This window comes from Mucilaginibacter robiniae (genome assembly GCF_012849215.1).
Lineage (GTDB): Bacteria > Bacteroidota > Bacteroidia > Sphingobacteriales > Sphingobacteriaceae > Mucilaginibacter > Mucilaginibacter robiniae.
The window spans coordinates 1,485,356-1,506,557 of sequence record NZ_CP051682.1; the positions used below are offsets into that span (position 1 = coordinate 1,485,356).

Consider the following 21,202-nt stretch of genomic DNA (forward strand, 5'->3'; position numbering starts at 1 on the left):
TTGTGTACTACCTAGATAAGTGAGATTCGGCAGTTACTGGATTGGCGTGAATGCAAAAAGTGTCGATGTTTAATCATAATTATTCCTTTATATAGTTAGCAGTTGTGTTTATTAATTGGTTAATCAAAGTCCAGTAATCCTTCTTTAGGTATCAGCACTTATCTCGCTACACCAGTAGCAATAAACTATGAATCAAAAGGACTTATAATGGTTTCTACAGGCTAAAAGTAGAAAGAAAAATTAAATTTGCAATCGATTGCAAATAATTCTTTGCAATCGATTACTTTTTTGAAAAAACAGTTTTCATGTTAAATCATCTACTTTACCGATATACTCACAATCAATTTTAAATCTTTTTAAAAATCTTATAAATTTTAATTAGCCTTATTTGAATTATAATAAAAATGCGCCTTATCACTTTTTTATTGATAGCGCAATAGCAGCATTTCACTTAAATGTTTAACCACATAATAACCAGCACATACCAACATCTTTTTTCATTATTAAAGCATTGTTTTTGTTGCTTCCTATCAATATAATGATATATTTGCAATCGATTGCAAACAAGAATTTATTTGCAGTATAAACGCCATTATAAAACCTCCTACTAAATTAAATAAGGCTGTAGCTTTTAGCATTGAGTTGCTATACCGGCTTATGGCATGATGTAAAATTATTTACCAATTACCATTATGTACACCTTTTATCTACCTAAAAAAAAGCTTCAGAATTGGCTACGAAAAACCTGCATGGCAGCATGCATGGGTTTAACAGGCTGGCAGCATGCAGCAGCACAAAAAGCTCCGCACAATTCAGATATGGGCTTAAAGGATTACTATAAGAACTACTTCCCTGTTGGGGTAGCCGTAGGTCCACGTAACCTTGCCGGGCCAGAAGCTGAGTTTATTATTAAGCAATTTAACAGCCTAACACCTGAAAATGCCATGAAGATGGGGCCTATACATCCGCAGGAAAACCAGTATTTCTGGCGTGATGCTGATTCCATAGTCAATTTTGCACAACACCATGGTTTACGTGTACGTGGTCATAACTTGTGCTGGCACGAACAAACGCCCAACTGGATTTTTAAAGACAGCTTAGGTCATCAGGTAACTAAAGCTGTTTTATTAAAGCGTTTGCATGATCATATCCAAACGGTAGTAAGCCGCTATAAAGGCAAAATATATGCTTGGGATGTGGTTAATGAAGCTATTGCTGATGACAAGACACAGTTTTTACGTAACAGTCCATGGTACCAAATCTGCGGTGAAGACTTTATTGCCAAAGCTTTTGAATATGCCCACGAAGCCGACCCTAAAGCGGTTCTCTTTTATAATGATTATAATACCGAACGTCCTGAAAAACTGGAACGCATTTACCGACTGCTTAAAAAGCTGATCGATGCTAAAGTTCCCATCAATGCGGTAGGCTTACAGGCACATTGGTCGGTTTACGAGCCATCAGCAACCGAGTTACGTAACACTATTGAAAAATTTGCCTCACTGGGCCTTAAAGTGCAAATTACAGAACTGGATGTTTCTATTTACCCTTGGGAGAAAGAACGACGTGAGCTACGCCCCGGTGAAAAAGGCGAATACACCCCTGAACTAGAGCAAAAACAAACAGCCAAATACAAAGAGGTATTTGATGTTTTCAGGCAGTATAAAAAAGATATTACCGGTGTTACTTTCTGGAACATATCCGACCGTTATACCTGGTTAGATACCTATCCGGTAGCTGGCCGCAAAAACTTCCCGTTGTTGTTTGATACTAACCTCCAACCTAAAAAGGCCTTTTATGAGGTAACTAATTTCAAAAAGTAACTTAAAACCTTTACCATGAATAAAAAATATAGTTTATGGCTTAAAGCTACAGCTATGGCACTGGTGGGCGTACTAACCAGCCACCAATATGCACTGGCTGTTGATACCGATGTTTATGTAACTTCTCAAAGCAGCGCAGGTAGTTTCCGCCTGTCGGGAGGAGGGAAATCTGCATCCCTATATCTGAACAGTACAGATTATAAAGGTGTAATCCGTGCAGCACACGATTTGCAAAAAGATATTGCTTCGGTAACTCACGCAGAGCCTTCCTTTTTCACAGATGCCGCTAAACCAGCCAAGCAAGCCGTAATTATTGGTACCATTGGTAAAAGTGTATTAATTGACCGGCTCATTCAACAACATAAGTTAAACGTAAGTGGCATTGCCGGTAAGTGGGAAACTTTCGTTCTGCAGAATGTTAGCCATCCCCTACCCGGTGTTGACCAGGCGCTGGTGATAGCCGGTAGTGACAAACGCGGTACTATTTATGGCATCTATGATTTATCGGCACAGATTGGCATATCCCCTTGGTACTGGTGGGCTGATGTACCGGTTAAGGAGCAAAAGAACTTGTACGTGCTGCCTGGCCGTCATACGCAAGGTACACCAGCCGTTAAGTATCGAGGCATATTTATCAATGATGAGGCCCCTGCTTTTTCAGGCTGGACACGTGAAAAATTTGGCGGCGTGAACCACCAAATGTATGCTCGTATGTTCGAACTCATTTTGCGCATGAAGGGTAACTACCTATGGCCTGCCATGTGGGGTAATGCCTTTAATGATGACGACCCATTAAACCGGGCTACGGCTGATGAATACGGTATTGTAATGGGCACCTCGCATCATGAACCGATGGACCGTGCCCAGCAAGAATGGAAACGTTATGGCAAAGGTGAATGGGATTACAACAAAAACGGCGAAGTACTGCGTGATTTTTGGCGAAAGGGCATCCAGAACATGGGTAATACAGAAACCATTGTTACAGTAGGTATGCGCGGCGATGGTGATATGGCCATGGAAGCGGGTACCAACATTGCACTATTGGAAAAAATAGTAGCCGATCAGCGTAAAATCATCAGTGATGTAACGGGCAAAAAGCCTGAAGCAACACCGCAAATGTGGGCTTTGTATAAAGAAGTACAAGACTACTATGATAAAGGTATGCGTGTACCCGATGATGTTACTCTGCTACTATGTGATGATAACTGGGGCAACATTCGCAAACTGCCTAAATTAGGCGAAAAGCCACGTAAGGGTGGTTACGGTATTTACTATCATTTTGATTATGTAGGCGGGCCGCGTAATTACAAGTGGCTGAACACGAACCCAATTAGTAAAACCTGGGAGCAAATGCATATGGCTTATGAGCATAACGTACGCCAGGTTTGGATTGTAAACGTGGGCGACTTGAAACCTATGGAGTTCCCCATCAACTTCTTTTTGGATTATGCCTGGAACCCTGATAAATGGCCGGCTACAAAGCTACAGCAATACACGCAACTATGGGCACAAAAACAGTTTGGTCCGCAATATGCAACACAAATTGCCGACATCTTGTCTAAGTATACCAAATACAATGGCCGGCGCAAACCCGAACTATTGGATCAGAACACTTACAGCTTAACCAACTACCGTGAGTTTGAAACCGTAGTAGCTGATTACAACAAACTGGAAGCAGAGGCGGAACAGCTTTATCAGCAAATGCCAGCAAATTACAAAGATGCTTTTTTTGAACTCGTACTGCATCCGGTGAAAGCTTGTGCCAACCTAAACGAGTTGTATTACGCTGCCGCAAAAAACCGATGGTATGCAGAGCAAGGTCGGGCAGCTACTAACGATATGGCCAGCAAAGTAACCGAGCTGTTTAACAAAGATTCGGAAATAGCTAACCAGTACAACCATGAAATAGCTGGCGGCAAATGGAACCACATGATGGACCAAACGCATATTGGCTACACTTACTGGCAGGAACCACGTGCACAGAAAGCACCCGAAACTAAACAAATTGATTTGCCTGCCACTGCCGATTTAGGCGTAGCTGTAGAAGGCTCAACCGACTGGTGGCCTCATGCAACTAGCGAAGCGGTATTGCCACAGTTTAATCCTCTCGATCAACAGGCACACTATTTAGAGTTATTCAACCGCGGCAAGTCGCCTTTTACTTACAACGTAACTGCTGCACCTTGGGTTAAAGTTACACCAGCCAGTGGTAGTGTTGATAAACAAGATCGCCTTTGGGTAAGCATAGACTGGAGTAAGGTACCTGCAGGCACACAAAGCACACCGATTACCATTACCTCATCTGACGGTAAAACAGTAATGGTCAAAGCCATTTTAAACTCGTTAGGTAAAAATGGCACACTTAAGGGCTTTGTAGAAAACAATGGATACGTAGCCATAGAAGCTCCACATTACAACAAAGCCGTAGCCCCAGCTTCTATACAATGGCTAACCTTGCCCGATTATGGCCGTACTTCATCAGCAGTAAGTATGTATCCGCTTACTGCGCCACGGCAAACACCTGGCGGTAATAGTCCGCATCTGGAATATCAGGTTAATCTGGCTGATACGGGTTTGGTGAATGTTAACGTCTATGTATCACCCAGCATTGATATTGCAGGTACCGATAAGCTTCAGTATGCCATTTCGATTGACAATGAGCAACCCAAATTAGTAACCGTAAATGCTGAAGAAACGCAGCCACTGTGGAACAAATCAGTAGCGGATAATATCATGGTACAAGCTTCATCGCACCACATTACACAGCCCGGTTTACATACGGTTAAATTTTGGATGGTAACACCAGGAGTAGTGTTGCAGAAGCTAGTGTTAGATATCGATCATCAGTTAAAGCCTAGCTATTTAGGTCCGCCAGAAAGCTTTTATATTGGTATAAAGTAAGCATAACTTTCAAGAAAAGCTTACTCTGCTCGATACAAGAGATAGTTCATTCTTTTTCAAGATCATGAACTATCTCTTTTTAGTTTGTGTAACAATATGCTACGGTTGTAGCTACACTCATAATTGCACAAATACACTATCATTTATCAATCTCATAGTACAAAATACTTTATAAAAGTTTATAATTGTAGTATTGACATTTATTTGAATACAATCGATTGCGAAAATTAATTAGGTAAGATTTAAAATTAATTGCAACTTTACCAGCAAATACATAAATAGTGGGTATAGGCTGCTATATTACACAGTAAATAAAAGATCATCATATATGAAATTCTTCATCGACACGGCCAATTTGGCACAAATTCGTGAGGCGCATGATTTAGGCGTACTGGACGGAGTTACCACTAACCCATCATTGATGGCTAAAGAAGGCATTTCTGGCCATGACAATGTAATTAACCATTATAAAGCAATCTGTGACATTACAGATGGTGATGTAAGTGCCGAAGTAATATCTACCACTTACAACGAAATGGTAGAAGAAGGTTTAGCCTTAGCCAAGCTACACGAGCGTATTGTGGTTAAAGTACCGATGATTAAAGATGGCGTTAAAGCTATCAAATACTTTACCCAACAAGGTATCAAAACCAACTGCACGCTGGTTTTCTCTGCTGGTCAGGCTTTACTGGCTGCTAAAGCAGGTGCTACTTATGTGTCTCCTTTCATTGGCCGTTTAGATGATGTATCTACCGATGGCTTGCAGCTGATTGAAGATATCCGTTTAATTTATGATAACTACGGTTACCAAACTCAAATACTAGCAGCTTCGGTTCGTCATGCCATGCACATTATCAATTGCGCTAAAATTGGTGCTGATGTAATTACTGGTCCATTGTCGGCTATAACTGCTTTATTAAAACACCCATTAACTGATAGTGGCTTAGCTCAATTCCTGGCCGATCATGCTAAAGCTGCTGCTGCCGGTGTTGAACCAGTGAAATAATTTTTGTTGCGGGTGATCGTTTGCGGATTTTGGAAGCATTATTACTCATTAATTGCTCTCCGGTAGTCTCAACTTATCACCAGCAACTCAAACCTCGTAACTCACAACTAAAAAAATGACTAAAAATATCCAAGAACTTCAAGGCATTGCCTCACAAGTACGCCGTGATATTCTGCGTATGGTGCATGGTTGCCAAAGCGGGCATCCGGGCGGCTCATTGGGCTGTACTGATTATATTGTTGCCCTTTACTTTGCCATTATGAAACATGATCCATCTTTTAATATGGATGGTATTGGCGAAGATTTATTCTTTTTATCAAACGGCCATATTTCACCGGTATTCTATTCTGTACTGGCACATGCCGGTTATTTCGACAAAGCAGAACTGAAAACCTTCCGTAAACTAGATTCGCGCTTGCAAGGGCACCCAACCACGCATGAGCATCTGCCAGGCGTACGTGTAGCATCAGGCTCTTTAGGCCAGGGCTTATCGGTAGGTATTGGTGCGGCATTAAGCAAAAAGCTGAACGGTGATGATCGGTTGGTATTTACCCTACATGGAGATGGTGAATTGCAAGAAGGTCAAATTTGGGAAGCAGCTATGTTTGCCCCTCACCACAAAGTAGATAACCTGATTGTCGCTATCGATGTAAACGGTCAGCAAATTGATGGTCCTACTAATTTGGTAATGTCATTAGGTGATTTGCCTGCTAAGTGGGCTGCTTTCGGCTGGGAGGTATTGCAAATTAAAGGCAACGACATGGCTCAGGTAGTGGAAGGTATTGAAAAAGCAATCAGCATGACTGGTCATGGTAAACCTGTGGTTATTTTGATGCAAACTGACATGGGCTTTGGGGTTGACTTCATGATGGGAAGCCATAAATGGCATGGTGTTGCTCCTAATGATGCTCAGCTAGAACAAGCCTTAGGTCAATTAGAGGAAACTTTAGGCGACTATTAATTAAAGTGCAGCGAGTTGCGAGTGATAAGTTGCGGAGAAAAATAGAATATAACTTTATAATCATCCAACCCGCAACTAAAAACCCATAACCCGCAACAATCTAAAACAACAGACAAGAAATGACCAAGTATACTTATACAGAAAAAAAAGATACCCGCTCAGGGTTTGGCGCAGGCTTGCTGGAAGCTGGTAAGCGCAACCCCAAAGTGGTAGCCTTGTGCGCCGATCTGATAGGCTCACTTAAAATGCAGGACTTCATTAATGCTTTTCCTGAACGTTTTGTGCAGGTAGGTATTGCCGAAGCCAACATGATCGGTATTGCAGCCGGTATGACTATTGGTGGCCACATTCCTTTCACCGGTACATTTGCCAATTTTTCTACTGGCCGCGTGTACGACCAAATTCGTCAATCAGTAGCCTACTCAGATAAAAACGTAAAAATTTGCGCTTCACATGCGGGCTTAACGCTAGGTGAAGATGGAGCTACTCACCAGATTCTGGAAGATATCGGCATGATGAAAATGCTGCCAGGCATGACAGTAATTAACCCTTGCGATTTTAACCAAACCAAGGCTGCTACTATTGCTATTGCCGAGCATCATGGCCCGGTTTACCTGCGCTTTGGTCGCCCGGTAGTGCCTATCTTTACCGCACCCGACCAAGTATTTGAAATTGGTAAAGCCTGGATGGTGAATGAAGGTACTGATGTAACTATTATTGCTACCGGTCACCTGGTATGGGAAGCTATACAAGCCGGCGAACAGCTGGAAGCTATGGGTATCTCAGCCGAAATTATCAACATCCACACCATTAAACCATTGGATGAAGAAGCTATTTTAAAATCAGTAGCTAAAACGAAATGCGTGGTTACTGCCGAAGAGCACAACCGCCTAGGCGGCTTGGGCGACTCAGTGGCGCAGGTGTTAGTTAAAAACACCCCGTACCCACAAGAGTATATTGCTGTTAACGACTCTTTTGGCGAATCAGGTATTCCTGAACAATTGATGGCAAAATATGGCTTAGATGCTAAACACATTGTAGATGCTGCTCAAAAAGCTATTCAGCGTAAAGGATAAAAAATTGGTCTTTTACTGCTATTATAAACCATTGAAGGCTACCCGTTAAGGTAGCCTTTGTATTTTCCTTTATTCTGTAATACTAGTTTACCAAACAACAGTTTGCAAACAAAAAGCCCTGTACATTAGGCATTACTGACACCTACTGTACAGGACTTTTATAAAAAACAATAATTATGCAGCTTTACGCTTTAAACAGGTAAGCTATACCGGTTAAAGCTTCAGCAGATAAAGCCATCTTAGAATGGCAAATCATCATCATCAGGAGCTGAGCTTAAATCAGCCGGTGGAGCGTAAGCCGGAGCAGATGCAGCAGCAGCGCCACTTAATACGTTGATTTTCCACAACTGCATTGAGTTAAAATAGCTCTTTTTGCCGGTTCTATCAGTCCATGGGCGGCCACGCAGATTAAAAAATACTTCTACATCATCACCTACACGTACATTGTCCAGCAAATTGCAACGATCCTGAATGGCTTCAAATTTTAAATATTCAGGGTATTGCGGGTTTTCAATATATTCAACAATAAGCTCTCTCTTCTTCAACGAGTCGGTAACCTGTTGGGTTGGCGACACTTCATGTACTTTGCCTTTTATATCCATAATCTTACATTATAAAACGTAAAGTTAAGGTTAAGATTGTAAATCAGCTACTTTAAATGCATAAATTTGCCCACATAAAATGCAAGTTTTCCACACCGAAAGTAAAATTATAATTACCTGCAATAAGCGCCTGTCGGCCTATCTGGAGCAGGAAGTAAGAGCATTGGGTTACACCCCTACCCGTGTATTTTCAACCGGCGTTGAGCTGAATGGTACCGTAACTGATTGTATTCCGCTCAACCTTAATTTACGTTGCGCTAGCCAGATTCTGTACTCGCTTAAAACGTTTCAGGCTGAAAACCCGCAACAGCTGTACGATCAGTTGGTGCAGATAGAATGGGAAAAGCTGATTGATTTCAGTGGCTATTTTTCCATTACCTCCAACGTAAATAATGAGCATATCCGTACGCCGCTATTTGCCAATGTAAAGGTAAAAGATGCCATTGTTGACCGCATCAAAGCGCAAAAAGGTATTCGCCCCAATTCAGGGCCTGAACTGAATAAAACGGTACTGCACTTGTACTGGCAGGATGACCGCGCTGAGGTTTTCGCTGATACATCGGGCGAAACTTTAGCCAAGCATAGCTATCGCAAGCTGCCGGGCAAAGCGCCTATGCTGGAGGCTTTGGCATCGTCCACTATTATGGCAACCGGCTGGGATAAACAAAGCACTTTTATTAACCCCATGTGCGGTTCAGGTACCTTAGCTATTGAAGCTGCTTTGATGGCTACTGATAAAAGCCCCGGTTTGTTCCGGATGAACTATGGCTTTATGCACCTGATGGGCTATGATGAACAGGTATTTTTTACCGAACGGCGTAAACTGAAAGATAAAGCAAAAAGAGAAACGCAGGCTAAAATTATAGCTACTGATTTATCTCCCGATGCAGTAGAAATTGCTCGCCGTAATGCCAAAACAGCCGGTGTAGAACATTTGATTGAATTTGATGTTTGTGATTTTGCTGATACACCAGTACCCGAAACGCCTGGTATAGTCATGTTTAACCCAGAATATGGTGAACGCTTAGGTACGCACACCAAACTGGAAGCTACCTACAAACGTATAGGCGACTTTATGAAGCAGCAATGCAAAGGTTACAAGGGCTATGTATTTACCGGCAACCCTGATTTAGCTAAAAAAATAGGCCTGCAAGCCTCGCGCCGGGTAGAATTTTATAACGGTAAGCTCGACTGCCGCTTACTGGAATATACCATATATGGAGGCAGTAAACGTGAACCCCAAATTGTATAAATGAAACGTTATTTCTTATTAGTAGCCGTTATATTATTTACTGTTACGGTACATGCACAAAAAAAGGCAGTTTTCCCATTTCAGGGCGGCAAAGATGCCATGATGCAGTTCTTCAAAAACAACGTAGAGATTTCGCCCGAACTTGCCGCTAAAAAGGTAAATGGAACCGCCGTATTCAAGTTTACGGCTGATGCCCAAGGTGCCATCGAAAAGATTATTGTGTACTATGCTGATGATTATCAGGTTACTTTACCTTTTATTGATGCCCTGAAAAAATCAGACCACCACTGGATCATTTTTGATGGTGAAAAAACTCACGATTTTATTGTGGCTTGTTCCATCAACCCCGTATTACCTAGTACAGGTACTCCTGCTGCACAAAAACAGATTTACCAATATTACAGCCATCGGCAACCTATTGTAGCTTCAAACGAGGTGTTGTTGGATATGGCTACTTTATTACCGGCAGTTACCATCAGTTATCCGGTAAGCCAATAATAACTGTATTGAACTTATAGCTTATTGCTACTAACAATTTTTACTTTCTAATTAATACCTAAAACCGTAGGTTGTTATATCTCGTACGTATCCTAAAAAAACCTGAAATTAGGAGTATGGTGAATGATGTTTTCAACTTAAAAATTAAATCAGTAGCAACAAATATTAGGAAACTTAGAGAATACCGTAACTATACACAGGAGTATTTGGCTATGAAACTGGATATTTCGCAAAATGCTTACAGTAAAATCGAGTTAGGCTATACTAAAATCACGTTAGAGCGACTTTATCAGATAGCAAATCTATTAAATATTGACCCGGTAGAACTTTTAAAGGCAGATCCTACCAATATCTCGCAATTATTTAAGAAAATTGTTAATTAATTTAGGCTCTAACCCAAGCTTGCTATTCCTCTCATGAACCAACCTTCTGCCCAGCTTGTTGCGCAAACTGCAGCTTATGTACAGCAAACGCTGCAACATGCTGAAGGTGGTCATGACTGGTGGCATACGCTAAGAGTTTGGAACAATGCCAAACTAATTGCCAGCACTGAGGATGCTGATTTACTGATTGTAGAACTGGCTGCCCTGTTGCATGATATTGCCGACAGTAAATTTCATGGCGGAGATGAAAACATTGGCCCTGAAACGGCAGCTCAATTTTTACAAAGCCTGAACGTTCAGGAACATATAATTTATGAAGTACGGCAAATTATTGCCTGCATGTCATTCAAAGCTGGGTTTGATCGCCCAAGCTATCACTCCAAAGAACTGGAAATTGTACAGGATGCTGATCGATTGGACGCCATAGGTGCTATAGGCATTGCCCGTGCATTCAACTATGGCGGCTTTAAAGGCCGGGAAATTTACAATCCTGAAATTCCACCTATATTGGATATGACCAAAGAGCAGTATAAAAATTCTACAGCTCCAACTATCAATCATTTTTACGAAAAATTATTACTGCTGAAAGATAAAATGAATACGCCCACTGCACGCCGCTTGGCCGAGCAGCGCCATACATTTATGCTCAATTATTTGGAGCAGTTTTATGCGGAATGGGAAGGTAAGGTGTAGCAAATAAAGTATCTTTACATGCTAATATTATTGCATGAAAAAACTTTTACTATTTACCTTCTTGTTTGGAGCTACCCTTCAATTATTAGCTCAAGATACCGTAAAACAACAACGATTTAACTTCCACTTCCAGCAAACTGTTATTACTCAAACCAAGCCATCATTCCATGCGCCTTATTCGGGCGATAACAGCTTATCACCGTTGCATGAAACTGCCAGTTCGTTAACCACTACCTTGTTTGGTGGAGCCCGGCTTTGGAAAGGTGCCGATGCCTATTTCAACCCTGAACTTTCGGGTGGTTCCGGCTTTAGTAAAACACTCGGTGTTGCCGGTTTCCCAAATGGCGAAACCTTCCGGGTAGGTAGTGCCGAACCTAAAATTTACATTGCACGATTGTACCTGACCCAAAACTTTACTTGGGGTAATGAACGCGACACCGTGCAGGACGACTTAAACCAATTGGCAGGTTTTAAAAGCAAACGCTACTTCTCGGTTACCGTAGGTAAGTTTGGCATGTCTGATTATTTTGATGGCAACAGCTTCAGCCATGACCCCCGTACGCAGTTTATGAACTGGTCGTTAATGAGTAACGGAGCTTGGGATTACCCAGCCAATACCCGTGGCTATGTACTAGGCGCTTTTACCGAACTGGGTATGCCTACCTGGACTTTACGTTTTGCCTACACTTTGGTAACTACTACAGCTAACGGTTCTGTGTTTGATGCCAAATTAGGCAAATCCAACAGCGAAACGCTAGAATTTGAAAAACGTTACAGCATTAACAGTCGGCAAGGTTCCTTTCGTGTACTGGGTTTTATGAATAATGGCAAAATGGGTAATTACCGCGATGCCATTGCACAAAGCCCTGTAACGCCTAATATTGATACCGTATTGCACTACGGCCACCATAAATATGGCTTTGGCTTAAATGCCGAGCAATACCTAACCAAAGATTTGGGTGTATTTGCCAAAGCCAGCTGGAACGATGGCCATACTGAGACTTGGTTTTTTACGGAAATTGACCGTTCATTAAGCTTTGGTGGCGTGTTAAAAGGCACCTCATGGAAACGTAGTGATGATGAGGTTGGTTTAGCCTTTGTAGGTAATGGCATTTCGGCTCCACACCGCGACTACCTGGCAGCTGGCGGCTATGGGTTCATCATCGGTGATGGACAGTTGCAGCATTATGGCACTGAAATGGTTGCTGAACTATACTACAAGATAAATGCTTTCCAAAAGAAATTTTATATCACTCCCGATTATCAGTTCATTGTGAATCCGGCATATAATAAAGATCGTGGCCCTGTAAACGTATTTTCGTTACGTGCACATATCGAATTTTAATATTTAGTAACAGTAGGCTAATAACTAGCATTACTGGCAAAATAAAACGGCGGAGTTCTTGCAATGTACAAGGCTCCGCCGTTTTGTTTTAAGCAGCAAATTAATGCTGTTTACTCTACTTAATCATTAACTGATTTGTAGCATATAGTATTTTAACGACTTACATCTCCTTTTCTGTAGGTGTACTAATATCCGCTAGTTTGGCAGGTATTAACATTCTGGTTTTCCAGTAAGTAATAGACACGATAAGCAACGTCATACTTCCACCAAAAATTACGGAAGGCACAGTACCCAATAAAGTTGCCGCAGTACCTGACTCAAATGCTCCAATTTCGTTAGAAGAACCAATAAACATAGAGTTTACGGCCGATACTCGTCCACGCATTTGATCGGGCGTAAGCAATTGCATGATAGTACTGCGTATAATAACGCTAATGCTATCAAAAGCACCTTCAGTGAACAGGAACACCAGCGACAAGTAAAATACCTTAGAAAGGCCAAAACCAACAATAGAGAGGCCGAAGCCGCTAACCGCAATCAGCAGGTTACGCCATGGGCGGTTCATGGGCGAAAATTTGGTCATCACCAACATGCTCAATACCGCACCTAATGATGAAGTAGCCCGCATAATACCTAATCCTTCCGAACCTACTTTTAAAATATCATGTGCAAAAACAGGCAATAAGGCAACAGCACCACCAAAAAACACGGAGAATAAATCCAGGCTCATGGCGCCTATCATCATTTTGCTTTTGAAAACAAAGTTAATACCCTCTTTCAAACTTACCCAGATACTTTCTTTAGGCACATACACCGGCGGGTAACTACGCAACAGGTACACTAATACGAAAGAGATCAGCAGCAGTATCAATATAACCACAAAAACAGCAGTAATACCATAAGTACCATAGATCAACCCGCCAGCAGCAGGCCCCAAAATAGTAGCCACCTGAAAGCTGGAACTACTCCAGGTACTCCCATTAGGATATAATTCTTTCGGGATACTATGTGCGTAAATAGCAAATGTAGCCGGGCCATAAAAAGCACGGGCCACGCCATTAAAGAATATCATTATATAAATAATGGGCACTATCCAGCCGGCATGAATGTATGGTGCTATATTTTTTAAAGTGATGATAAATATAGTAAGTGATGCAAATAGCACCACGCCGAAGATGCTCAATAGCATTTTTCGCTTTTCAGATTTATCTGCCACATAGCCGCCGTATAAGGCAATACCAATAGCCGGTATGGCCTCACACAAACCCACTAATCCTAATGAGAAAGCACTTTTAGTGAGCTGGTAAATGTAAAAGCCGATAACTACGGCCTGCATCTGGTAAGCGAATGTAAAAAAGAAACGCATACCTAAGTATGCGCGAAAATCTTTATAGCGTAGGGCCGCAAATGAATCTTTTTGCGTTATAGAATCCTCTCGTTCTTCCAAGGTATTATTCGGTATTGATGAACCGCAAAAATAACATTGTTGAATGTTAACCTGTTCTAAATATTTTCAAAATAGTTAAATGCGGTACTATTTTTACATTCAGAACTTTTGTTTACTCTACAAGGTTCTCGAAAGGATAAGCAAGCACTTACAGGCTTAATCCATGCTGGTCAATCAAATATACCAGCGAGGCTATAGAAGCCGCGCCTAGTTCCAGCTCCCGTTTATTAACGTTTTCAAATATATCATTTGGGGTATGGTGAATATCGAAATACCGTTGCGAGTCTGGACGGAAACCAATTAATATTACAGATGGTACTTGCGATTTCAGTGGTTCAATATCGGTTCCACTACCGCCGGGTATCAGGTGGTCAACTTCATAAGGTTCCAGCAGCTTTTTCCATTGCACATTTACCTTTTGTACCAAAGCAGGATTGACACCATCAAAGCTAAAACCACGCGGCGTAAAGCCACCTTCGTCGGTTTCTATAGCGGCAATATGATTTTCATGATTTTGAGCAGCAAGCTCGGCGTATTTAGTGCCCCCTTTATGGCCGTTTTCTTCATTCATGAAAAACACAGCCCGTATGTTGTTTTTAGGTTTATAGCTTAAAGCCTTAAATATGCGCAGCACTTCTGCCGACTGCATCACGCCGGTACCATCATCATGTGCGCCCTCAGCCAAATCCCACGAATCCAAGTGGCCGCCAATAGTAATATATTTATTGTTATTCTCGGTGCCTTTAATCTCGCCCACTACATTGTACGAAAGTACATCAGGCAACATCTGGCAATTATCTTTCAAGTAAAATTGAACCGGCTGTGCTACTTTAGATTTTAACAGTTCACTCAATTTATTCGCTGCTATAGTAGATATGGCAGCCGCCGGTATTTTAGGATTGTTGCCGTAATTGGTATTACCCGTATGCGGATAATCATCTAAGGCGGAAGTTAACGAGCGTACAATAACGGCAACAGCACCGTATTTAGCCGCTGCACCCGGCCCCATATTGCGCTGATCGCCAGCAGTACCGTAAGCTTGCCCGGCCTCAATAAAGCGCTCATCAAACGGGCGGTTAAAAAATACTATCTTACCCTTAACACCAGCTTCGCCTAAGGTTTGTAGTTCTTGCAGGCTGTGCAGTTCAACAACCTCGGCTGTAATGCCGTTAGCTGGCGTACCTACCGAGCCCCTAACGCAGCCAAAGCTACTGGGATGCGGGTTTTACCTGCTACAATTTGGCCTTGCTCTTTTTCGCCACGTACCCAATGGGGTACCATTACTTCCTGCAGGTAAACACGATCGAACCCGTAACCTTCCATCAGCTTTTTGCTCCACTCTACTGCCTTTTGGGCATTGGCCGAACCACTTAACCGAGGGCCAATCTGTTTACACAAATAACGTAGGTTATCATAGCATTTTCCATTCACTAATTCTTCATCATAAATTTTGCGCAACATTAGCGAATCTTGTGCGTGTGCAGATAAGGTCAGCGAGGTAGCTGCCATTAAGGACAAGGCAATAGCTTTGAGTTTCATCAGCGGTGTTTAGGGATATTATTAAATTACCGCCGTTAAGATAGGGATTAGGAAATTTTATCCCAACTCAAACCGGCATTTTTTACCTGAAAAGCCAGTTGCAATACCTGATTTTCGGGCAAAGCCAACTGCGGATCTTGCGCAAAAATATCTTCTACTGCTTTACGAGCCTGCAGTAATAGCTCCTGATCGGTAGCTAAGTTAGCCAGCTTTAAATCTAATACGCCGCTTTGCTGCGTACCTTCAATGTTGCCTGGTCCGCGCAACTGTAAGTCAATTTCAGATATTTCGAAACCATTATTGGTTCTCACCATAGTTTCCAGCCGTACTTTACCTTCACGGCTTAGTTTCTGGCTACTCATTAAAATACAATATGATTGCTCGGCACCACGTCCTACCCTACCCCGCAGTTGGTGCAATTGCGATAAACCAAAACGTTCGGCATTTTCAATAATCATGACCGAAGCATTAGGTACGTTCACCCCTACTTCAATTACGGTAGTAGCCACCATAATTTGTGTTTCGCCCTTCACGAAACGCTGCATTTCAAAATCCTTTTCAGTGGCTGATAGTTTGCCATGCACAATACTGATACGGTACTCGGGCAACGGAAACTCATACGATAAGGTATTGGCACCATCTTCCAGGTTTTTCAAGTCCAGCTTTTCGCTCTCCTGTATTAACGGATATACCACATACACCTGCCGGCCTAAAGCTATTTGCTGCCGCATAAACCCAAACATTACTAAGCGCTGGCTTTCATAAAAGTGTTTGGTTTCGATAGGCTTTCGGCCAGCTGGTAGTTCATCAATAACTGATACATCCAAATCGCCATACAAGGTCATGGCCAAGGTACGGGGAATGGGTGTTGCCGTCATGACCAGTACATGCGGTGGTATAACGCTTTTACGCCACAGCTTGGCACGTTGCTCAACCCCAAAGCGATGCTGCTCATCAATTACGACGAAGCCTAAGTTCTGGAACTGCACAGCATCTTCAATAAGTGCATGAGTACCAATTAATATTTTAAGCTGTCCGCTGGCTAGTTGTTCATGAAGGACTTTTCGGGCTTTTTTCGGTGTTGATCCGGTAAGCAAAGCAATCTCTACAAAATCATCCCCCACCAAGCTTTTTAGCGAAGCATAATGCTGATTGGCCAAGATTTCAGTAGGCGCCATCATGCAGGTTTGAAAACCATTATCAATAGCCAGCAGCATACTCATCAGGGCCACCACAGTTTTACCGCTACCTACATCGCCCTGTAGCAAACGGTTCATTTGCACGCCGCGTTGGGTATCTATCCGTATTTCCTTTAGTACACGCTTTTGCGCGTTGGTAAGCGGAAAAGGAATTTTATGCTGGTAAAAGGTATTAAAGTAGTCGCCAACCTTTTCAAAAATATTACCCTTAAACTTATGGGTACGTAGCAGTTTATTACGCAACAGCTTAAGCTGTATAAAGAACAATTCTTCAAACTTTAGCCGGTGTTCAGCCTCATATAACTGCTCTGGGCTTTCAGGAAAATGTATCTGTCGGTAAGCATCAGCCCTGTCTATTAGCTTGAATTTTTGACGAAGGTAAAGTGGCAGGTTTTCATGAATATCTTTAGCGTGCTGCTCCAGCAAACCAGCTACCAGTTTCTGTAAACCTTTACTATCTAACGAAAACTGCTTCAGCTTTTCGGTAGAGTTATAGGCAGGTTGTAAAGTTAAATTACCTTTACGCTTTAGTATTTCGGGCGAGTACTGCTCCAACTCAGGGTGAGCCATTTGAGCTTTGCCGTTAAACGAACCTGGCTTACCGAAAATGATGTAAGCTTTGCCTACTATCAAACTCTTCTCTACCCACTTGATACCCTGAAACCAGGCTAATTCCATTACACCGGTATCATCCTGTACTTGAGCTACCAGCCGCTTGGTGTGCTTTTCGCCTAAAATTTCTTTATGCGTAAGGCGGGCAATTACCTGCACGTGGGGTAATTCAGGTTGTATATCCCTGATTTTATAAAAGCGCGTACGGTCAATGTACTTGAACGGAAAGTGCCGCAGCAAATCCTCAAACGTAAAAATGCCGAGGTCTTTTTTCAAAACTTCGGCCCGGGCAGTTCCAGTACCCTTTAAATAATCAATAGGTGTTTGAAATACGGATGTGTTCAAGACATAATATGCCTAAGCTAGTTAGCTTAGGCTTTATAAGCGATTACAGAAATTTCAACATTTACATTTTTAGGCAAAGCCGCTACCTGTATAGTTTCACGGGCCGGAAAGTTGCTGGTAAAGTATGACCCATATATTTCGTTTACTTCAGCAAAGTTGCCCATATCTTTCAAAAATATGCTGGTTTTAACCACGGCACTCAAATCAAGGCCAGCTTCGGTCAGGATAGCTTTAACGTTGTCCATTACCTGACGGGTTTCGGCATCAATAGATTGTAGCTGCAATTCGCCGGTTTGCGGATGAAAGGCAATTTGGCCAGATACAAATAACAGGTTACCTGCTAAAACAGCTTGGCTGTATGGGCCAATAGGTGCAGGTGCATTGGTAGTGTTGATTACGGTGCTCATTATTTTTTTAGTATAAACCAATCAATCAGTTTCCAGATGATGCCCAGCACAAACATAATTATAGCCGTAGCATTGATGATGTGCATCACTTTCAGGTTAAAACTTGTTGGCCGGTTATCGTCTTTTTTACGGAAAAAGTACATACAACAAAAGTAAATAAAAAAAGGGCTCCGGATAACCCGGAGCCCTTTTTAGTATCAAAAGTGTGTTAAATTATTTTTGTTTGAACTCAACACGACGGTTTTGTACGCGTCCTTCTTCAGTTGAGTTGTCAGCAATTGGGTTAGTTTCACCATATGCTTTCACTTTTAAACGACGAGCTTCAACACCTGAGTTAACTAAGTAAGTTTTTACTGAGTTAGCACGGTCTTTTGATAAACGCATGTTGTGAGCAGCAGTACCTTCAGATGAAGCGTAACCGTCTAATTCAGCAGTTTTACCAGTGTTAGAGCGCATATCAGCAGAAACTGCATCCAGTACACCGTAAGATGAAGTACGTAATACTGAGCTATCGAAGTCAAACTGAATGTTTGAGTAAGCAGCAGCAGTAGCAGTAGCTACAGTATCAGTAGGGAATTTGATTGGGCAACCAGCACCATCAACTACTGTACCAGCAGGAGTACCTGGGCATTTGTCGAATTGATCAGATACACCGTCACCGTCAGAATCTTTTTTCAGGTCGTTAACTGCATTTTCAACGTTAGTAACACGGCCTTTTAAAGCTTCAACTTCTTGACGTAAAGCTGCATCATACAGTTCGTCATACATCATAGCTACTGGGTTTACCCAATCCAGGTTTGGTTTTGATGAAGAACCGAATGTATATTCGAAACCACCGTAACCGTATGAGTATTTATCTTTAGATGGGTAACCGCGTTTTAAAGCGTCTAAGTTATCGTCATCAGTAAAGTTCTCAGTGTAACCTAAGGTGAAGTTTAACGCGTCAGATAGACGGAATTTAACACCAGCACCGATAGGGATTACTAAGCTTTTTACGTAATGTTTTGAACCATCAGAGTTCAGATATTCAGCAAATGCACCTGATTGAGTAATAACTTCTGGATGATACCATACCATACCAGCACCACCTTTAACGAAGAAAGTGATAGCATTTTTACGACGTAGGTAATCAATTTGAGCTACGTTAACAACACCGCTCAAAGTACCAGACCAGATACGAGTGTCATAAGAACGCAAACCGTCACGAGTACGACCAATAGCGCTGAAGTTATCACCTGATACTTCACCACCTTGTGCATCTAATTGTAAACCGAATGAGTGAGCCAGTTGCCATCTTAATGACGCACCGTAACCTAACTCAACGTTGTAATCAGTGAAATCATGTACGCCACCGGTAGCTAATGCAGGTGATAAGATACCTGCGTTAACGCCAAAGCTTAATGTTTTGTACTGACCGCGACCACCAAATACTTTGGCAGTACCAGTTTGCGACATTTTCATAGTTGTGTCAGTAGTGGAAGTTTGAGCTTTAGCTGCTCCTACTGCCATTAAAGACGCAAACGAAAAAGCGACTGTTTTCTTTAATGTAGAATAGTTCATAGTTTTAAGATTAAACAATTTTAATTGTGATTTTACTTTGAAAATTAGTTTTATGTTTGAACGTTTACCAAACACCGTTCCAATTCATGTAATATTGGAGACAAAGAAATGGAAAATATTGTTTTTATAAAAATTAAAAACTGTTAAATATGAAATATTCATCCATAGGCGATAAATTATTTATCATAAATAGAAAAAATTTCGTTTCGCGAATAAAGCCATCTTCCATAGCTTTATTCAATGCAAATGACGAATTTGTAAGGAGTGGCGATCAAAATTTCACCTTTAAACAAAATCCTGACTTTTTTTACTTGACAGGCATTGATCAGGAGCAAAGTGTACTGTTGCTTTTTCCGGATTGTCCTAATCCGGCATACAAAGAAGTACTTTTTTTAAGACAAACCAACGAACACATTGCGGTATGGGAAGGTAATAAATATACCAAAGAGGAAGCACGTAAGGTATCAGGTATTCAACAAATATATTGGTTGCAGGATTTTGATGCTATATTACACAGTATTATTCATTATGCTGACCATATTTATATTAATACTAATGAAAATGATCGGTATGTACATACTGTTCCATACCGTGATCTACGCATACTGGCCGACTTACGCAGTAAATACCCTCTACACCATTATGAACGCGCCGCACCCATACTGCGCGATTTACGTCCGGTAAAATCGGCCGTTGAAGTTGAGCTAACCCGAAAAGCCTGCACCATTACTAAAGATGCCTTTGTACGGGTATTAAAGTTTGTAAAGCCCGGCGTAGCTGAATATGAAATAGAAGCTGAAATTATACATGAGTTTATACGGCAACGTGCCACCGGCCATGCCTATAGCCCCATTATTGCCTCTGGTAAAAATGCCACCATTCTGCACTATAATGACAACAACCAGATTTGTAAAGATGGTGAGGTAATTTTATTTGATTTTGGTGCAGAGTACGCTAACTATAATGCCGACCTGAGCCGTTCTGTACCAGTTAACGGGCGCTTTACGCCAAGACAACGGCAGGTATATGATGCCGTGTTACGGGTGATGCGCCAAGCTACCCAGATGCTGGTAGCCGGAACGGTATGGAATGACTACCATGATGAGGTAGGTAAAATAATGACCAGTGAGCTTATTGAACTTGGTTTATTAAAACGGCACGAGGTAGATAAACAGGATGCAAAAATGCCTTTGTACAAAAAATATTTCATGCATGGAACCTCGCACCACTTGGGGTTGGATGTACATGATTATGCCAGCCGCTACAAGCCTTTTGAAGTTGGCAACATTTTAACCTGCGAACCGGGCATTTATATTCCGGAAGAAGGTTTAGGCATTAGGCTGGAGAATGATATTTTAATTACCGAAAATGGCAACATTGACCTGATGGCCGACATTCCGCTGGAGGCAGCAGAGATAGAAGAGATTATGAATAGCTAACTACTGGAATTTAGAGCTAAGAAATAAGAGCCAAAAAACAAGGTAGTACTCTAGTATTTACTAAATACAATATTACTACTTGATCCTTGGCTCTTATTTCTTGGTTCTGGTTTT

19 protein-coding genes are annotated in these 21,202 nt (G+C 41.8%); 11 read left to right on the forward strand and 8 right to left on the reverse strand.

All coding sequences use genetic code 11. The annotated features are described in order from the left end of the window. The first annotated feature begins 749 nt into the window (after positions 1-749). The 5 genes from HH214_RS06595 (at position 750) to HH214_RS06615 (ending at position 7,767) form a co-directional block, all read left to right on the forward strand. A complete protein-coding gene (locus tag HH214_RS06595) occupies positions 750-1,823 on the forward strand; it encodes an endo-1,4-beta-xylanase (protein WP_169606572.1) in 1,074 nt (357 codons plus the stop codon). A gap of 15 nt (positions 1,824-1,838) precedes the next feature. Then, a complete protein-coding gene (locus HH214_RS06600; RefSeq protein ID WP_169606573.1) occupies positions 1,839-4,724 on the forward strand; it encodes a glycosyl hydrolase 115 family protein in 2,886 nt (961 codons plus the stop codon). 328 nt (positions 4,725-5,052) lie between these two features. Next, on the forward strand, positions 5,053-5,730 hold the full coding sequence (fsa, locus tag HH214_RS06605; protein ID WP_169606574.1) for a fructose-6-phosphate aldolase: 678 nt from the start codon (positions 5,053-5,055) through the stop codon (positions 5,728-5,730). 115 nt (positions 5,731-5,845) lie between these two features. Further along, positions 5,846-6,691 carry a transketolase gene (locus tag HH214_RS06610; RefSeq protein ID WP_169606575.1) on the forward strand — a complete coding sequence of 282 codons (846 nt, stop codon included), beginning with the start codon at positions 5,846-5,848 and terminating at the stop codon, positions 6,689-6,691. A 119-nt stretch (positions 6,692-6,810) separates the two neighbouring features. After that, positions 6,811-7,767, forward strand: a complete 957-nt coding sequence (locus HH214_RS06615; RefSeq protein WP_169606576.1) for a transketolase family protein — start codon at positions 6,811-6,813, stop codon at positions 7,765-7,767. A 239-nt stretch (positions 7,768-8,006) separates the two neighbouring features. Here HH214_RS06615 and HH214_RS06620 read toward each other — a convergent pair whose 3' ends face one another. Beyond that, positions 8,007-8,369 (reverse strand): DUF3127 domain-containing protein, encoded by a 363-nt coding sequence (locus HH214_RS06620; protein WP_169606577.1) that lies wholly within the window; start codon positions 8,367-8,369, stop codon positions 8,007-8,009. Between the two features lie 79 nt (positions 8,370-8,448). Here HH214_RS06620 and HH214_RS06625 point away from each other — a divergent pair, with 79 nt between their 5' ends. The 5 genes from HH214_RS06625 to HH214_RS06645 all read left to right on the forward strand — a co-directional run bounded on the left by HH214_RS06625 (position 8,449) and on the right by HH214_RS06645 (position 12,540). Next, positions 8,449-9,621 carry a THUMP domain-containing class I SAM-dependent RNA methyltransferase gene (locus HH214_RS06625; RefSeq protein WP_169606578.1) on the forward strand — a complete coding sequence of 391 codons (1,173 nt, stop codon included), beginning with the start codon at positions 8,449-8,451 and terminating at the stop codon, positions 9,619-9,621. After that, complete coding sequence (locus HH214_RS06630) at positions 9,622-10,119, forward strand: hypothetical protein (protein ID WP_169606579.1); 498 nt, start codon at positions 9,622-9,624, stop codon at positions 10,117-10,119. It abuts the gene before it with no gap. Positions 10,120-10,235: 116 nt separating this feature from the next. Beyond that, positions 10,236-10,502, forward strand: a complete 267-nt coding sequence (locus tag HH214_RS06635; RefSeq protein ID WP_169606580.1) for a helix-turn-helix domain-containing protein — start codon at positions 10,236-10,238, stop codon at positions 10,500-10,502. A gap of 33 nt (positions 10,503-10,535) precedes the next feature. Further along, positions 10,536-11,195 carry an HD domain-containing protein gene (locus HH214_RS06640; RefSeq protein WP_169606581.1) on the forward strand — a complete coding sequence of 220 codons (660 nt, stop codon included), beginning with the start codon at positions 10,536-10,538 and terminating at the stop codon, positions 11,193-11,195. A 34-nt stretch (positions 11,196-11,229) separates the two neighbouring features. Beyond that, positions 11,230-12,540: a carbohydrate porin gene (locus tag HH214_RS06645; protein WP_169606582.1), complete on the forward strand. Its 1,311-nt coding sequence runs from the start codon at positions 11,230-11,232 to the stop codon at positions 12,538-12,540. A 160-nt stretch (positions 12,541-12,700) separates the two neighbouring features. Here HH214_RS06645 and HH214_RS06650 read toward each other — a convergent pair whose 3' ends face one another. The 7 genes from HH214_RS06650 to HH214_RS06675 form a co-directional block, all read right to left on the reverse strand. Next, positions 12,701-13,987 carry an MFS transporter gene (locus tag HH214_RS06650; RefSeq protein WP_169606583.1) on the reverse strand — a complete coding sequence of 429 codons (1,287 nt, stop codon included), beginning with the start codon at positions 13,985-13,987 and terminating at the stop codon, positions 12,701-12,703. 148 nt (positions 13,988-14,135) lie between these two features. Beyond that, positions 14,136-14,996, reverse strand: coding sequence for a M20/M25/M40 family metallo-hydrolase (locus tag HH214_RS06655; protein WP_390622375.1), 861 nt, complete (start codon positions 14,994-14,996; stop codon positions 14,136-14,138). Positions 14,997-15,169: 173 nt separating this feature from the next. Continuing rightward, a complete protein-coding gene (locus tag HH214_RS22055) occupies positions 15,170-15,526 on the reverse strand; it encodes a hypothetical protein (RefSeq protein WP_248282225.1) in 357 nt (118 codons plus the stop codon). Positions 15,527-15,573: 47 nt separating this feature from the next. Further along, positions 15,574-17,682, reverse strand: coding sequence for an ATP-dependent DNA helicase RecG (gene recG / locus HH214_RS06660; RefSeq protein ID WP_169606584.1), 2,109 nt, complete (start codon positions 17,680-17,682; stop codon positions 15,574-15,576). Between the two features lie 26 nt (positions 17,683-17,708). Beyond that, positions 17,709-18,089, reverse strand: a complete 381-nt coding sequence (locus HH214_RS06665; RefSeq protein ID WP_169606585.1) for a RidA family protein — start codon at positions 18,087-18,089, stop codon at positions 17,709-17,711. After that, positions 18,089-18,232, reverse strand: coding sequence for a DUF6728 family protein (locus tag HH214_RS06670; protein ID WP_169606586.1), 144 nt, complete (start codon positions 18,230-18,232; stop codon positions 18,089-18,091). The genes HH214_RS06665 and HH214_RS06670 overlap by 1 nt, the downstream gene beginning before the upstream one ends. Before the next feature lie 70 nt (positions 18,233-18,302). Next, positions 18,303-19,649 (reverse strand): OmpA family protein, encoded by a 1,347-nt coding sequence (locus HH214_RS06675; RefSeq protein WP_169606587.1) that lies wholly within the window; start codon positions 19,647-19,649, stop codon positions 18,303-18,305. Positions 19,650-19,798: 149 nt separating this feature from the next. Between HH214_RS06675 and HH214_RS06680 the strand changes: the two genes are divergently transcribed. After that, on the forward strand, positions 19,799-21,088 hold the full coding sequence (locus tag HH214_RS06680) for an aminopeptidase P N-terminal domain-containing protein (RefSeq protein ID WP_169606588.1): 1,290 nt from the start codon (positions 19,799-19,801) through the stop codon (positions 21,086-21,088). Positions 21,089-21,202: the final 114 nt, after the last annotated feature.